Origin of the sequence: Umezawaea endophytica, assembly GCF_025061645.1 — a bacterium.
In the GTDB taxonomy this organism is placed as follows: Bacteria; Actinomycetota; Actinomycetes; order Mycobacteriales; family Pseudonocardiaceae; genus Umezawaea; species Umezawaea endophytica.
The window spans coordinates 205,655-219,686 of the sequence record NZ_JANYMP010000007.1; the positions used below are offsets into that span (position 1 = coordinate 205,655).

Below are 14,032 nucleotides of genomic sequence, written 5' to 3' on the forward strand. Positions count from 1 at the left end.
GCAGACTTACGGGTCACGGTGACTCGTTTATCACGCTAACACATGCGGGACACGCTGTCTCGGTACAGTTCGCCCGATGGCCACCGAAGCGACCACCCGGATGGGCCGCCCGCGCAGCGAGCGCGCACGGCGGGCGGTCCTGCACGCCGTCGACGACCTGCTGGTGGACGTCGGCTACGCCGCGATGACGATGAAGGGCATCGCCGAACGCGCGGGCGTCGGCCGCCAGACGCTCTACCGGTGGTGGACGACGAAGGCCGAGATCCTGCTCGAAGCGGTCCTCGAAGACGTCGAGGAGGAGCTGACCACTCCCGCCCACCCGGACGCCGCCGAGGACCTGCTCACCTACGCGCGGGCGCTGAGCGGGTTCCTGACCGCCTCACCGGCCGGGCTCGCCTACCGGGCGCTGGTCGGCGAGGCGCAGCACGACCCGGAGGTCCGCACCCTCGTGCACGCCGCGGACCTGCTGGGCGCCAGCGCGCGGACCGTCCTGGACCGCGTCCGCCCGGACGCGCCCGGCATGCCGTCGCCGGACCTGTCCGCCGCGCAGTTCATCGGCCCCGTGGTCTACCGGGTGCTCACCGCGCGGGCGGCGTTCTCCGACGACGAGCTGCGGTGCCACGTGCGGACCCTGCTGGCCTCCTGGGCGGTCTAGCGGTAGGCGGGCCAGGGCCCCAGCTCGGGCAGCGGCCCGGACGGCCACTCGTCGGGCACCCGCCCCGCGAGCCACGCGGCCAGGTCGTGCGCCGCCCCGGTGATCTCCGCGCCCGACCCCCAGGCCCGGTCCACGTCCGTCGCGCGCACGCCGAACCCGTCGGGCAGCCGGGTGTGCAGGAAGTCCACGGCGTGCAGGGAGAAGTCGAGGGTCCACGCCTTCGGCCGGACCCCCACGTCGAGGTCGACCAGGTGGATCCACACCTCGCGCCACCGGATCTCGACGGCGGAGTCGAAGCCCGTCCAGTCCTCGACGCCCGCCCACGCCCGGTCCAGCCGCTCGGCGTGCTCGGCGACGGCGGCGCGGTGCTCGGCCGCGCTCCGGGTCGCGGTGGCCTTGATGACCGCGTCCCGCTCCCCCGGCTCCCACATCACGACGACCTCGCCGCGCAGCGCGTGCTCGACCACCCGCGCCCTGGCCCGCGCCGCGTCCGCGAGGTGGGCGAGGACGTGGCCGCGCGTCCAGCCGGGCAACAGGGACGGTCCGGTGACGGCCGTGTCGGTGAGGTCCGCGAGCACGGTGTTCAGGGTGCGGTGCGCCGTGGCGACGGCGGCGAGCGGCGGTTTGGCGGTCACACCATCGAAGCCTAAGCGGAACGGGGAACGTCCACGTGGACGTTCCCCGTTCCGGGTCGAGCGGAGGGATCAGCCCGCGACGTGCCGCAGCGCCTTGCGCAGCAGTGCCGTGCGCTGCGGGGCGGGCACGGACTCCAGGCCGAAGCCGAGCACGATCGACCGCTCGCGCGAGACCGCCGCGCCGAGCTTCAACACCGCGCCGGACTGCTTCCACAGGGCGGACGGCGAGGAGCTGGGCGCCGCGGTGGACGTCCACGCGCCCAGCGAGGACTCGAAGTCCGACCTGTCCACGGCGGACCCGCCGACGACGAGTTCCGCGTTGTCCACGAACACACCGCGACCACCCACGATCGAGTCGCTGAGGAAGGTCACCGCCAACTCGACCCGGCTGCCCGCGAACGCCGACAGGTCGACGGCGATCTGCTGCCAGCCGTCGCTGTTCCCGGTCAGGCGGTTCCACGACCCGCTGGTGCCCGTCGGGGCGCACGTCCCGCCCGACGGGGTCAGGTAGTGCGCCAGGAACGGGTGCAGCCCGACCATGCCGACGCAGTCCTCCGGCAGGCCCGTGCCCGTGGTGCCCCCGGTGTCCGGGAGCGTGGTCCAGTCGTCGGACCCGACCCGGTGGGCCTCGACGAGCACGAAGTCGAAGCCCGGTTCGACGTCGTGGGAGAGCGCGAACCGCACCTGCGGCGACTGCCCGGCGGCGACACCGGTCAGGTCGGCCGTCCGGGCCAGCCGCGTGTACGCGCTGTCGGCGTGCGCGGCGGCGGCGAACCCGTCGCCCTCGAACGGTTCGAACGGCCCGCGCGTCCCGTCGTACGCTCCGGCGAGCGAGCTGGCGAACTGCGGGAACTTCGCCACGGGCAACGAATCCGAGGTGGCCGAGAAGCCGCCGACCCGCGCGGGCGGGGTGGGGAACGACGCCGTGGCGCCCGCCAGCGCGCCGGAGCCGGTGAAGCCGGTCGGCGGGCCCAGCCTGGTCGACGACCCGACGCCCAGCCAGTACTGGCCGAAGTCGTCCACGTTGACCAGCGTGGCGTTCAGCGGCTCGTTGATCCCGGCCGCCGCACCCGCCTCGATCAGCCTGCCGCCCTCGTTGAGGTGGTCGCGGACCTCCAGCGTCGTCGTGGCGCCCGCGGTGTGCCCGCCGACCGCCCACACGACCGCCTTGAAGTGGCCGAGCACGCCCAGCGCGTCCGGAGCGCCCTGGGTCGCCACGTTCCACACGGCGGCGTTCGGGTGCCCGGCCGCGGCCAGCGCGGCCACGTAGGCCGCGGAGTTGTCCGTGCCGCCGCCCTCGTCGGCGACGACCAGCACCTCCCCGTCCGCGCGGTCGGCGACGGTGTAGGTAAGCCTGTCGCTGCTGACGAGCGTGCCGCCCGCGACGCCGGTGTACCAGTACTCGACCACGTCACCGGGCTTCGCGCCCTTCACCCGACCGCGGTACTCGTCGTAGTACAGGTTGTTCGCGCCGCCGTAGACCTTGCCGCCCTTCCACGGGCTGAGGGCGGCCGTGTGCTCGGCACCCCCGCCGACGCGGTAGTGCAGCCGCTTCGCGGCGAGGCTCTTGCGCGCGGTGACCGACACGGTCTGCGCGCCCCTCTCGCCGTAGGAGGTGGAGAACGCGTTCGGCGTGAACGCCGGGGCGGGCGTGCCCACCGACGAGACCGGTTCCGCCGGGTGCGGCGCCGACCGCGCCACCGACAGCGCGAACGGCAGGTTCTTCTCGAACTCCGCGCGGATGAGCTTCTCGCTGTCCGGGAACTGGAACGAGCTGGCGCAGTCCCGCGGCTCCCACTCGTCGTTCGGGTCCGACGCCGACGCGGCCTGGCAGCTCGCCATCTCGTCGGCGACCATCAGCACCTTGTTCACGTTGTGCGCGTGGGCCATCGAGTCGCCGTTGGACGTGGAGATGTCCGAGGTGAGCTGCGGCCGCACGCCGGGGATGGCCGGGTTGTCCGGCGTGCCCGCGAGTGCCTTGAACAGCACGTCGTCGGGCGTCGGCGTGGCCGTCTGCCAGCTCACGCCGTAGAGCAGCACCTGGGCGGCGGAGTGGTAGTTGACCGCGATCTCGGGCTTGACCCGCCGCTCGAACGCGGAGAGCGCCTTCGTCTCCGGCTCCGAGTCCGGGACGGGACCGCGGTAGATCTCGGACGCCGGGTCGGGCGAGGAGCCCTCGTCGTCCCAGCCCCAGCGGTACCCGAAGTTGCGGTTGAGGTCGACGCCGTCCCCCGCGCCGAACACGCCGTCCCCGTTGTTGTCGCGCAGGTTCTTGCGCCAGTTCCGGGCGCCGGGGGCGCCGGAGAACGAGTAGTCGTACCCGTCGGGGTTGGCGACCGGCAGGAACCACAGCTCCGTCGTGTCCACCAGCGAGGTGATCGCCGCGTCGTGGCCGTAGCCGTCGACGAAGTGGTGCAGCAGCCTGCGGGTCATCTCCGGGGTGATCCACTCGCGGGCGTGCTGCGCGCCGAGGTAGAGCGCGCCGGGACGGGCGCCGTCCGGCGTGGTCGAGGCGTCCTTGGTCACCTTCACGACCAGGATGTCCTTGCCCTCGACCGTCTTGCCGATGGACTCCACCTTGGCGAGGTCCCGGTGGTCGCGGGCGAGGTCCCGCAACTCCTGGGCGATGCCGTTGGCGCCGCTGTAGGGCCGGAACACGCCGTCCCCGGCGGCGGTGGCCGCCACCCGGCGCTCCACGATCGTGATCCCCTCCGCGCGAACGCGGTCCGCCTGGCCGTCGGTCAACTGCACCTCGACGGTCCCGGTGGCGCCGCTCGCGGGCAGCGCCTCCAGTTCGTGCGCGTCGACGCCGACGCCGATCACGCCGGGACCTGACCGGAGGTCACCGTCGCGTCCCACGTCTTCACCACGTCGCCCTGGGGTGCGGCCACGGCAGCCGTCACCGGCAGCACACCCCCACCGACCACGCAGGCGGCGACCAACGCCGTCAGTCCACGTCTCATCGGAAACCCTTCCCCCGCACCGCACACCCGCGGTGGACAACGGCACCGGAGGCCCCCGTGCCTCGGCCGATCATAGGAAAGCCGAAGCGGCGCAAGGGGTTCCATTCCGCCCGATGGCGAATAGCAGCCGTCTCAACGAGGACGGGCGCGGTCCTCCGCCCTCACACCCCGACCTGGAGGGCGACGGTGAGCAGCACGACGGAGTCCTCGACGGCCTCCAGGCGGTGCCTGCGGTCCGGGACGGCGAGCAGGTCGCCGGGGGTCCCGTCCCACGAGTCGGTGCCCGCGACGAGCCGCACGTGGCCCTCCAGCACCTGGAGGGTGGCTTCGCCGCCGCTCTCGTGGTCGTGCAGGAGCTGACCGGCGAGCAGCGCGATCACGGTCTGCCGCAGCGCGTGCTCGTGCCCGCCGTTGACGGTGTGCGCGCTGCGCCCGCTCGACGCGTCGCGCGCCAGGTCCAGGTGCTGGTGGGCCAGTTCGGTCAACGAGGTCTTCGACATCCGGGTCTCCTCACTCGGGACGCCGCTCGCCGGCGCCCGTGCCGTATGACCGGACCACCGCCCTGTCCGTGACAGCCGAGCGGCGGGCCCGCCCGAACAGCTTGGCCCGGAACGGCGCCGCGCGCCCGGTCGCCCGGACCGGGTCAGGGCTTCGGGCCGACCTCGGTGTCCAGGCCCGGTTCGTCGGGTGCGGATTCCTCCGGCTCGCTCGCGTGCACGTCGGCCGGGTCCACGTGCTCGTCGGCCTCGCTGAGCAGCGACCGGATGCCCGAGTTCAGCACCGCCAGCAGCGGGACGGACAGCAGCGCGCCCGCGATGCCGCCGACGAGCAGGCCGCCCGTGATGGCCAGCACCACCGCCAGCGGGTGCAGCTTCACCGCGCGGCCGAGCAGGAGCGGTTGCAGCACGTGGCTCTCGAGCTGCATCACGGCGATCACGATGCCCGCCACCACGAGGCCCGCGACCACGCCGTTGGCGACCAGCGCGATCAGGATCGCGACGCTGCCCGCGACGACCGCGCCGATGATGGGGATGAACGCGCCGAGGAACACCAGCGCCGCCAAGGGGATCGCCAGCGGGACGCCGAGCACCGCGAGCCCGATGCCGATGCCCACCGCGTCCACCACCGCGACCGCCGACGTGGCGCGCACGTAGCTCACCAGCGCCGCCAGCCCGCGCCTGCCCGCGACGTCGACCCTGGTGCGCACGCGGTCCGGGGCGGCGCGGATGAGGAACTGCCAGATCCGCGGGCCGTCGTAGAGGAAGAAGATCAGGGTGAACAGCACCAGCAGCGTCTGGGTCAGGACCTCCCCGACCGTGGCGGCCGTGGTGAGGGCGCCCGTGGTGATGTCGGACTGGTTCTCCGTCAGGGTCGCCATGAACCGGGCGGACGCCTCGCGGATCTGGTTGTCGCTCAGGTGCAGCGGTCCGTCGGTCAGCCACTTCGTGGCGGTGTCGACGCTCTGCGACAACTGCGAGACCAGTCCGGGGATGCCGTTGACGAAGGTGACGACGACGAACGTCAGCACCCCGCCCAGGATCACCAGTCCCCCGACCAGGACCAGCGCGGTGGCCAGTCCCCTCGGGACGCCGAGCCCGGCGAACTGGTCGACCCCCGGAGCCAGCAGGGCCGCCAGCAGCAGCGCGATGGCGACCGGCACCACGAGCCCGGCGAGGTACCCGGTCACCGTGCCGACCACGTAGAGCGCGGCCACCACGACCAGGAACCGCCACCCGATGGCGGCGGCCACCCGAAGGATTCGCGGCACGACGTCCCGGACGTCGTCCGCCGGGGGTTTCCCGCTACCGCTCATTGACCCGTCACCGCTCTGCCGAGGTTCGCGAACAACAGTCCGGACATGACGAACCCCGGCGACAGGGGGGAGGGTCGCCGGGGTCCGTGCTGCACACCTATTGGGTGGTTTAGGCGTGCGCGCGCCTGCCGGTCACCAAGCGGTAGATGCCGAGCAGGACGAGGGAGCCGAGGATGGCCAGGAGCCAGGTGCTCAGGTCGAAGAAGCTGTTGATGTCGCTGTTGAACAGCGCCCGACCGATGAAGCCACCGAGGATCGCGCCCACGATGCCGATCAGCATCGTGACGATGATGCCGCCGGGGTCCTTGCCGGGCATGATCGCTTTCGCGATGGCACCGGCGATGAGGCCCAGGACGATCCAACCCAACACACCCACGACAGTTCTCCTTGGTTCCGGCGGCGCCACCTGATCCGGCGCCGCTCACGTCTCGCTTGGTGGAGGAATGCCCGGCGGCCACGCGCTCCAAACACCCCGGAACGGGTGCTTTTTCGGGGCTGGTGAACGGATGGGCCGTTCGGCCGCAGGCCGTGGTCCACCTGCCCGGCCCCCGCTGGCGGGCGTCGTCGCGCAGGCGCAGAGTGGACCCATGGGTACCGAACGGACACCGGTAAGGTCGCTCCTCCTCTCGCTCGGTCTCGCCGCGCTCTCCGTCGGCACGTGGTGGGTGTTCCTCGGGACGGACGACACCCGTGACGTCGACCCGGTCACCGGCTCCACCACCGGCCCCTACGAGGCGCCGCAGGTCATCGCGTGCGGTCTCGTCCTCGTCGGACTGGTCGCGGTGGGCACGGTCGTCGTCCCGCCCTGGGCGGCCGTCGCCGCGGTCGCCCTGCCCTTCACCGCCGCCTGGGCCGTCCACGCGGCGGGCCAGGACGACTCCGGCCTGTGGGTCGTCGGCGGCGCGCTGGTGTTGCTGGGCACGGTCGGCGGCGGCGCGCTGGTCGCGGCCGTGACCCGCGCCCTGCGGGGGCGCGCCCGAGCCGCTCGGTAGGCTGACCGCATGACGTTCACCCTGCCCGGCCTGGGCGAACTGACGCCGGTCGACCACGCGCCGGACGGCGTGACCTGCTGGACGACGACGAGCGGCGGCGCCGCGGTGGCCGTGCTGGTCGAGGAGCCGTCCACGGTGGCCGACCTGGACCCGGCGTTCATCACCGACGTCCTGGCGGACCGCGACCGCCTGCTGGCCACCGCCCGAGCCGCGGTGGCGGACGCGCTGGGTGCCTCCGTGGCCGAGACGGCGGACGACCCGGAGTTCACCTTCCACACCGGGCGGGACTGGGTGGTCCGGTTCGCGGAGTGCGCCGAACCGCGCCTCTCCGAACTGGGCGTGATGGTGGTCTTCGAGGGCCACGAGGTGACCGACGTCGACGACCTGGCGGACGCGGACTAGGTCCGCAGGACACGCCCTAGTCCTCCGACTTGACCTCCCGCATCGTCAGGTGCGAGTCGACGCGGGCCATCGGCGGCAGGCTCATCACCTTCTCCACCAGGAACTTCTCGTACGCCTGCGCGTCCTCCACCCGCACGCGCATGAGGTAGTCGGGGCGGCCGAAGAGCCTTCGGCACTCGACGACCTCGTCGTAGGAGCGCAGCAGGGCTTCCAGCTCGTCGACGGTCTCACGGTCGTTCACCCGGATCTCGGCGGTCACGATCACCTCGAACCCCCTGCCCGTCGCGGCGAGGTCCACCCGCGCGCGGTAGCCGGTGATGATCCCGGCGTCCTCCAGCCGCTTCACCCGCCGCAGGCACGGCGGCGGCGTCAGCCCGACCCGCTTGGCCAGTTCCACGTTGGTCAGCCTGCCGTCCTGACGCAGGTGGAACAATATTTCACGATCAACCGAATCCAGTGGCACTTTGTTGCTCACGAGACCATTCTACGACCCGAAGACGACACCACATTACGTCGGTTTCGAAATATGGTTTCCCCATGCACCACCTCCGCCTGGCGGTCCACGACACCCGGTCCGTGAGCTTCGCCTACCTCGCACTCGGCGCCACGCTCGGCGTGCTGGTCGTCCACTCCGGACTGGAGTGGTGGTGGGCCACGGTGTTCACCGCACTCGTCTACGCGGGCTCGCTGGAGTTCCTGCTGGTCGGCCTGGTGGTCGCCGCCGTCCCGCTGGCGACCGTCGCGCTGACCGCGTTCCTGGTCAACCTGCGGCACGTCTTCTACGCCGTGTCGTTCCCGCTGCACCGGATCCGCGGCGCGGCGGGCAAGGCGCTCGGCACGTTCGGCCTGACCGACGAGGCGTTCGCACTCGTCACGGCCAAGCCCCCGAACGAGTGGACGGGCCCGCGGATCCTGTGGTTGCAGGGTTTCTGCCAGCTCTACTGGGTGAGCGGGGCCACCGCGGGAGCGCTGCTCGGGTCGCTCGTGCCCTCCTCGATCGCCGGGCTGGAGTTCACGCTGACCGCGCTGTTCGTCGTGCTGGCCCTGGACGCCCACCGCACCCGCCGGGACGTGCCGACCGCCGTCATCGCCGCCCTGAGCGCCGTGGTGGCGCTCCTGCTCTTCCACGAGCGGATGCTGCTCGTGGCCATGGCCCTGTTCACCGCGGGTCTGCTCGCGCGGCGCGCGGTCTCGTCCAGGAGGACCGTCGATGCCTGACCACGGGTACGTGTGGGCCGCGGTCGGCCTGAGCTTCGCGATCACCTGGCTGCTGCGCGCCCTGCCGTTCGCGGTGCTGGCGCCGCTGCGGGACTCCGCGGTCGTCGCCCACCTCGGCCCGCGGCTGCCGGTGGGCGCGATGCTCGTGCTCGCCGTCTACACCGTGCGCGACGTGGAGCCGTCCTCGGCGCTCGCGGTCGGCGCCGGGCTGGCCGCCACCGTCGGCCTGCACCTGTGGCGGCGCAACGCGATGCTCAGCGTCCTCGGCGGCACGGCGGTCCACGTCGCCCTGCTGAGCGCGCTGGGCTGACCGGAGGGCTACCGTCGGGGTATGACCAGGACGTTGACCGCCAAGGGCGCGGCGACCAGGGCGCGCATCGTCGAGGGCGCGGCGGAGCTGTTCCGCGCGGGCAACATCGTGACGACGACGCTGGACGACGTGATGCTCCGCACCGGCACGAGCAAGAGCCAGCTCTTCCACTACTTCCCCGAGGGCAAGGAGCAACTGCTGCTCGCCGTCGGGGAACTGGAGGCCGACCGCGCCATGGAGGACAACGGGGAGTGCCTCGCGCACCTCACGTCGTGGAAAGCCTGGGACGAGTGGCGCGCGACCGTGGTGGACCGCTACCGCGACCAGGAGAACGGGTGCGCCCTCAGCGCCCTGTACCTCCAGGTCGGGCACGGCTCCCCGGCGGCGCGGGCGATCCTGCGGACGCTGCTGAGCCGGTGGGGTGACCAGTTGGCGGCGGGCATGCGGTCCATGCAGGCCGCGGGCGAGCTGTCGCCGTCGTTCGACGTGGACCGGGCCGCCACCGCGCTCCTGTCGGCGATGCAGGGCGGGGTGACGATCCTGATGGCGACCGGCGACAGCTCCCACCTGGAGGCGGCACTGGACGAGGGTATCGAACGGATGCGCGCCGCCTGAGCGGTCACGCCGCCGAGTACCAGTTCCCGTCGAACCGCAGGGTGATCCCGGTCAGGAAGTCCGCCACCGGGCTCGCCAGGTACGCCACGGCCGAGGCGATCTCCTCCGGCCGCGCGATCCGGCCGATGTCGTTGGGCGCCACCGCCCGGACGACCTCGGGCTCCATCTCCTCCCACGTGCCGCTCAGCCCGTTCGCGTGCCCGACCGCGGTGAGCCGCGCCTTCGACGCGGGGGTGAGGATCCCGCCGGGTGCGACGACGTTCGACGTGACCCCGGATTCGCGCAGTTCACGGGCGAGCGACAGGGACAGGTTGTCGCGCGCCGCGTTGGTGGCGTTGTAGTGCGGCTGGACGGCCAGGGGCATCACCGCCATGACGCTGCTGATCTGGACGACCCTCCCCCACCGCCGTTCGCGCATCGACGGCACCAGCCGCTGGATCATCCGCACGCCGGAGATCACGTTCGTGTTGTACAGGTCCGCCCAGTCGGCGGACGTGGTGTCCGTCCAGCCCTTCGACATGTCGAAGACGCCGACGTTGTTGACCAGGACGTCGACCGCCCCGGCCGCTAGGGCGACCTCGTCGGCCCCCGCGTCGGTGCCCAGGTCGCCGATCGCGACGAACGCGGTCCCGCCGTCGGCCTCGATCTCCTTGGCCACGGCCTCGGCCCGCGCCGCGTCGCGGCCGTGCACCACCACTTCGGCGCCTTCCGCCGCCAAGGCCTTCGCGATGGCCGAGCCGAGACCCGAACTCGACCCCGTCACGAGCGCCCGCTTGCCCGTCATCCGCAGATCCACCGTGCGTCCCACCTTTCCTGAGGTTGTGGAACCCACCGTGCTCCGCGAAAAATGGACCGGCAAGTCCACTCCACTGTGGACGGGAACGCCGAACGCCGCGACGACTGAGGGATCGTCGCGGCGCCGGGCAGGGAGCGGCGGTCAGGAGTTGGGGCAGGTGTTGCGGTATTCCTGCACCAGGGTCCCGCTGGACGGGCCGGGGCAGAGGAACTGCTCGTAGCGGGTGTCGTTGTCGATGAACCGCTTGAGCCACGAGATGCTGTACTTCGCGACCGTGACGTTGGCACTCGTCGGCGCGCTGTGGCTCGCGTTGTTCAGCTCCAGGTACGCCTTGTCCGGGGCGGCGGTCAGGCTGGTGTAGAACGGTTCCGAGTGCTGGGCGACCGGGGCGGTGGTGTCGTTCTCCGCTCCGATGATCAGCGTCGGGACCCGGTCCGTGGTCCAGCTCTTGGTCGTGTGCCACGGGGTCAGCGGGATCGCCGCCTGGAGGGCCGGTCGGGTGCGGGACGCGGCCAGGGAACCGCCTCCGCCCATCGAGTGGCCCATGACGCCCAGCCGGGTGGCGTCGACGCGGGAGCGGACCGCGCTGGTGCCGGTGAGGTAGTCCAGCGCGGCCAGCAACTGGGTGCCGCGGCTGTCGGGCTGGTCCAGCGTCGAACTGGTGTCGATGGTGAACACGACGAAGCCCTGGGACGCCAGGCGGGGCCCGAGCCAGCTCACGCTCGACTGGGAGGCGGTGAAGCCGGGCGAGATGGCGATGCCGCCGAACGTGCCGTCGGCGGTGCTCGTCGGGTAGTAGATCGTGCCGCCGCCGAAACCGGAGACGGAGGACCGGGACACGGTGGCCGTCGCGGTGGCGTACGGGCCGCGCGCGGCCTCGACGCTGGCGGTGGTGGGGGCCGGTCCGCGTTCGTAGGGGTTGGCGGCGGCTGAGGCGGGTACTGCCGTGACGCCGGCCAGCAGGACGGCCAGCGCGGGGATCAGCTTGCGGAGTCGCACAGGGAAGCTCCTCGTTCACGCAGGGGATGAACACCGCTGACCATCCGCCGTCACCGCGCCCGCCCGCATCGGCGGATGTGCCGGTCCACCGCAACCCGGACCGCAACCCCGCCGCGCCGGGGCATCGGTAGGAACACCCGACTCGCGGCGGTTCCCCTGGCAGCCGCGATGTGGCAGAACTGGGACCATGCTGCTTGGACGTGACCGGCAGCGCGTCGCCGTGGACGCGGTGCTCGATCGCGCCCGTTCGGGGCGCGGTGGGGCGCTGGTGCTGCGGGGCGAGGCGGGCTCCGGCAAGACGTCCCTGCTGCGGGCCGCCCGCCAGGCCGCCGCCGACTTCGGCGGGGACGGCCACCGGCGGGTGCTGCTGTGCGTGGACGACGCGCACCTGCTGGACGCCTCCCACCTGCTCGACCTGCTGGCCGACGTCGAGGACGAGCCGGTGGCCGTGCTGATCGCGACCGAGAGCGCGACGCACGGGTTGCCGTGCGTGGAACTGGAGCCGCTGGACCGCGCCACGAGCATCCGCGTGCTGCGGGACCTGCGGCCCGGCCTGCCCTCCGACCTCGCCGACGACCTGGCGCACACCGCGTGCGGCAACCCGTTGGCGCTGGTGGAGCTGTCCCGGTCGCTGACCAGCGAGCAGCTCGGCGGGGCCTCGCCCGCGCCGACCGGTCTGCCCGCCGACAGCTCGCTGCGCCGCAGGCTGCGGGCGCGGCTGGACGCCCTCTCCCCCGCCGCGCACCGGGCGCTCGCGATGGTGCTGGTGGACGGGGACATCGACGTCGACACGCTCGTGCGGCTGCCCGACCTGGGGGTGGCGGCGGTCGAGGAGGCCGCCGCGCTGATGGACCCCCGACCGCTGGTCCGCGAGACCCTGCGCACGGAGCTGGCGCTGTCCTCCCGCTACGCCGCCCACGCCGTCCTCGCGGAGGTCCTGCCGTCGGGGCCGCGCCGCACGTGGCACGAGGCCGCGCTGGCGCCCGGCGCGCGGGACGCGCAGGCCGACGACCTCGCGCACGCCGCGAGCCTGGCCCGCGGCCGGGGCGACTACGCCGCCGCGGCTCGCGACCACGGCCGTGCCGCGGCCCTCACGACGGAGCCGGACGTGCGGGCGCGCCGCCTGGTGGCGTCGGCGGCGGACCACTGGAAGCGCGGTGTGCCCCACCGGGCTCGCGCCCTGCTGCGCGAGGCGACGCCGCTGTCCGACCACACCGAGCTGCGGGCGCTCGCCGACGTCGTCCGCGGTGGCCTCGACCTGGGCAACGGGCTGCCCGACACGGCCGCGCGCAGGCTCATGCGGGCGGCGGGCGAGCTGCTGGCCAGCCGTCGGGCGCTCGCCATCACCGCGCTCGGGTTCGCGGGCGAGGCCGCGGCCATCGCGGGCGACCACCACCTGCACGGGCAGGTGGCCGACTTCGCGGCCGTGCTGCGGACGGCGGACGAGCCACCGGGGACGGCGCTGACGCTGGACCACCTGATCGGCACCGCCGCGTCCTACGCGGGACGGCACGACGAGGCCCTGCCCGCGCTGCGGTCCGTGGTGGAGCTGGCCGACCACCACCACGCCCCCCAGTCGAAGGTGTGGGGCGGTCACGCGGCCTACATCCTCGGGGACTCGGCCAAGGCCCACGAGCTGGCGGGCCGGGGCGTGACCGCCGCGCGCGAGAGCGGGCTGACCACGCTCGTGCCGTGGGCGCTGACGTGCCGCGCGCTGTCCGCGCTGATGGTCGACCAGCACTCGGTCGCCTACACGTCGGCGTTCGAGGGCGTCCACGCCGCCACGGCCGCGGGCCAGCACAACGCGGTCGTCGACCACCTGGTCATCCTCGCGCTGCTCGCCGCGCTGCGCGGGGACGCCGACACCGCCGTGCACCGGATCGGCACCGCGGCCGAGCAGATCGACCAGCGCGGCCTCGGGCGGTGCGGCACGATCGGCGCCTGGGCGTTCCTGTGCGTCGACCTCACCCGCGACCGCCCGTCCGACGCGCTGCGCCGCATCCCCCCGATCACCGCGGGCGGCGTGCACGCGGGCATCAAGGCGATGGCCGCGCCGCACCTCGTGGAGGCCGCCGTGGCGTGCGGCCGTCCGTCCACGGCCGACCGGGCGCTGCGGCGCTACGACGACTGGGCGCGCAGCACCGGCAGCCCCGGCAGGCTGGCGCTGGCCCACCGCTGCCACGCGCTGGTCTCCACCGGCCAGGAGGCCGAGGAGCACTTCGACGAGGCGATCCACCTGCACCAGGTCAGCGGCACGACGATGGAGCTGGCCAAGACCGAGCTGTTCCACGCGACCCGGCTGCGCCGCAACCGCAAACCCAAGCGGGCACGGGAACTCCTGCGCGACGCCGTGCGCCACTTCGAGCACCACGAGGCCGACTACTGGACGGACCGCGCCCGCGCCGAACTGCGCCTGGCGGGCGAGCCCACCACCGAACCGAGGGCGGGCCGCGCCGCCGAGCTGACGCCCCAGCAGTCGCAGATCGCCCGGCTCGTGGCCGAGGGCGCCACCAACCGCGAGACGGCCGCCCGGCTGTTCCTCAGCCAGCGCACCGTGGAGCACCACCTCCGCAACATCTTCACCAAGCTCGGCATCCGCTCGCGCGTCGAGCTGACCAAGGTCCTCACCTGACG

The 14,032-nt window shown here is 73.1% G+C and carries 16 protein-coding genes; 7 read left to right on the top strand and 9 right to left on the bottom strand.

The genetic code is table 11. From position 1 onward, the window contains the following. The first annotated feature begins 76 nt into the window (after nucleotides 1-76). Entirely contained in the window at nucleotides 77-655 is a 579-nt protein-coding gene (locus NZH93_RS17235; RefSeq protein ID WP_259624113.1) for a TetR/AcrR family transcriptional regulator, read from the top strand. Here NZH93_RS17235 and NZH93_RS17240 read toward each other — a convergent pair. From NZH93_RS17240 to NZH93_RS17265, 6 genes are all read right to left on the bottom strand, one after another. Then, nucleotides 652-1,290, bottom strand: coding sequence for a maleylpyruvate isomerase family mycothiol-dependent enzyme (locus NZH93_RS17240; RefSeq protein ID WP_259624114.1), 639 nt, complete (start codon nucleotides 1,288-1,290; stop codon nucleotides 652-654). The genes NZH93_RS17235 and NZH93_RS17240 overlap by 4 nt on opposite strands. Nucleotides 1,291-1,359: 69 nt before the next feature. Then, a complete protein-coding gene (locus NZH93_RS17245) occupies nucleotides 1,360-4,149 on the bottom strand; it encodes a M14 family metallopeptidase (protein ID WP_259624115.1) in 2,790 nt (929 codons plus the stop codon). After that, entirely contained in the window at nucleotides 4,110-4,253 is a 144-nt protein-coding gene (locus NZH93_RS17250) for a hypothetical protein (protein ID WP_259624116.1), read from the bottom strand. Before NZH93_RS17250 ends, NZH93_RS17245 begins: the two co-directional genes overlap by 40 nt. Before the next feature lie 161 nt (nucleotides 4,254-4,414). Beyond that, nucleotides 4,415-4,753 carry a cupin domain-containing protein gene (locus tag NZH93_RS17255; RefSeq protein ID WP_259624117.1) on the bottom strand — a complete coding sequence of 113 codons (339 nt, stop codon included), beginning with the start codon at nucleotides 4,751-4,753 and terminating at the stop codon, nucleotides 4,415-4,417. Nucleotides 4,754-4,896: 143 nt separating this feature from the next. Further along, nucleotides 4,897-6,066 carry an AI-2E family transporter gene (locus tag NZH93_RS17260; RefSeq protein WP_259624118.1) on the bottom strand — a complete coding sequence of 390 codons (1,170 nt, stop codon included), beginning with the start codon at nucleotides 6,064-6,066 and terminating at the stop codon, nucleotides 4,897-4,899. A gap of 109 nt (nucleotides 6,067-6,175) precedes the next feature. Continuing rightward, nucleotides 6,176-6,442 carry a GlsB/YeaQ/YmgE family stress response membrane protein gene (locus NZH93_RS17265; protein WP_259624119.1) on the bottom strand — a complete coding sequence of 89 codons (267 nt, stop codon included), beginning with the start codon at nucleotides 6,440-6,442 and terminating at the stop codon, nucleotides 6,176-6,178. Between the two features lie 211 nt (nucleotides 6,443-6,653). Here NZH93_RS17265 and NZH93_RS17270 point away from each other — a divergent pair, with 211 nt between their 5' ends. Both NZH93_RS17270 and NZH93_RS17275 read left to right on the top strand, forming a co-directional pair. Then, complete coding sequence (locus NZH93_RS17270) at nucleotides 6,654-7,058, top strand: hypothetical protein (RefSeq protein ID WP_259624120.1); 405 nt, start codon at nucleotides 6,654-6,656, stop codon at nucleotides 7,056-7,058. Between the two features lie 9 nt (nucleotides 7,059-7,067). Next, the gene (locus NZH93_RS17275) at nucleotides 7,068-7,460 is read left to right on the top strand and encodes a hypothetical protein (protein ID WP_259624121.1); all 393 of its coding nucleotides are present in this window, start codon (nucleotides 7,068-7,070) and stop codon (nucleotides 7,458-7,460) included. A 16-nt stretch (nucleotides 7,461-7,476) separates the two neighbouring features. Here the strand turns inward: NZH93_RS17275 and NZH93_RS17280 are convergent, their stop codons facing one another. Next, nucleotides 7,477-7,935 carry an Lrp/AsnC family transcriptional regulator gene (locus NZH93_RS17280; RefSeq protein WP_259624122.1) on the bottom strand — a complete coding sequence of 153 codons (459 nt, stop codon included), beginning with the start codon at nucleotides 7,933-7,935 and terminating at the stop codon, nucleotides 7,477-7,479. 62 nt (nucleotides 7,936-7,997) lie between these two features. On the opposite strand from NZH93_RS17280, the gene NZH93_RS17285 reads away from it, so the two are divergent. Genes NZH93_RS17285 through NZH93_RS17295 form a run of 3 tightly spaced genes read left to right on the top strand, consistent with a single transcriptional unit; the run spans nucleotide 7,998 to nucleotide 9,603 of the window. Next, on the top strand, nucleotides 7,998-8,678 hold the full coding sequence (locus NZH93_RS17285) for an AzlC family ABC transporter permease (RefSeq protein ID WP_259624123.1): 681 nt from the start codon (nucleotides 7,998-8,000) through the stop codon (nucleotides 8,676-8,678). Further along, nucleotides 8,671-8,988, top strand: coding sequence for a branched-chain amino acid transporter permease (locus NZH93_RS17290; RefSeq protein WP_259624124.1), 318 nt, complete (start codon nucleotides 8,671-8,673; stop codon nucleotides 8,986-8,988). The genes NZH93_RS17285 and NZH93_RS17290 overlap by 8 nt, the downstream gene beginning before the upstream one ends. Before the next feature lie 21 nt (nucleotides 8,989-9,009). Continuing rightward, nucleotides 9,010-9,603 carry a TetR/AcrR family transcriptional regulator gene (locus NZH93_RS17295; protein ID WP_259624125.1) on the top strand — a complete coding sequence of 198 codons (594 nt, stop codon included), beginning with the start codon at nucleotides 9,010-9,012 and terminating at the stop codon, nucleotides 9,601-9,603. Between the two features lie 4 nt (nucleotides 9,604-9,607). On the opposite strand, the gene NZH93_RS17300 is transcribed toward NZH93_RS17295, so the two are convergent. After that, the gene (locus NZH93_RS17300) at nucleotides 9,608-10,411 is read right to left on the bottom strand and encodes an SDR family NAD(P)-dependent oxidoreductase (RefSeq protein ID WP_259624126.1); all 804 of its coding nucleotides are present in this window, start codon (nucleotides 10,409-10,411) and stop codon (nucleotides 9,608-9,610) included. 129 nt (nucleotides 10,412-10,540) lie between these two features. Further along, nucleotides 10,541-11,398 carry a poly(ethylene terephthalate) hydrolase family protein gene (locus NZH93_RS17305; RefSeq protein ID WP_259624127.1) on the bottom strand — a complete coding sequence of 286 codons (858 nt, stop codon included), beginning with the start codon at nucleotides 11,396-11,398 and terminating at the stop codon, nucleotides 10,541-10,543. 187 nt (nucleotides 11,399-11,585) lie between these two features. Here NZH93_RS17305 and NZH93_RS17310 point away from each other — a divergent pair, with 187 nt between their 5' ends. Next, nucleotides 11,586-14,030, top strand: coding sequence for a helix-turn-helix transcriptional regulator (locus NZH93_RS17310; protein ID WP_259624128.1), 2,445 nt, complete (start codon nucleotides 11,586-11,588; stop codon nucleotides 14,028-14,030). The last annotated feature ends 2 nt before the right edge of the window (nucleotides 14,031-14,032 follow it).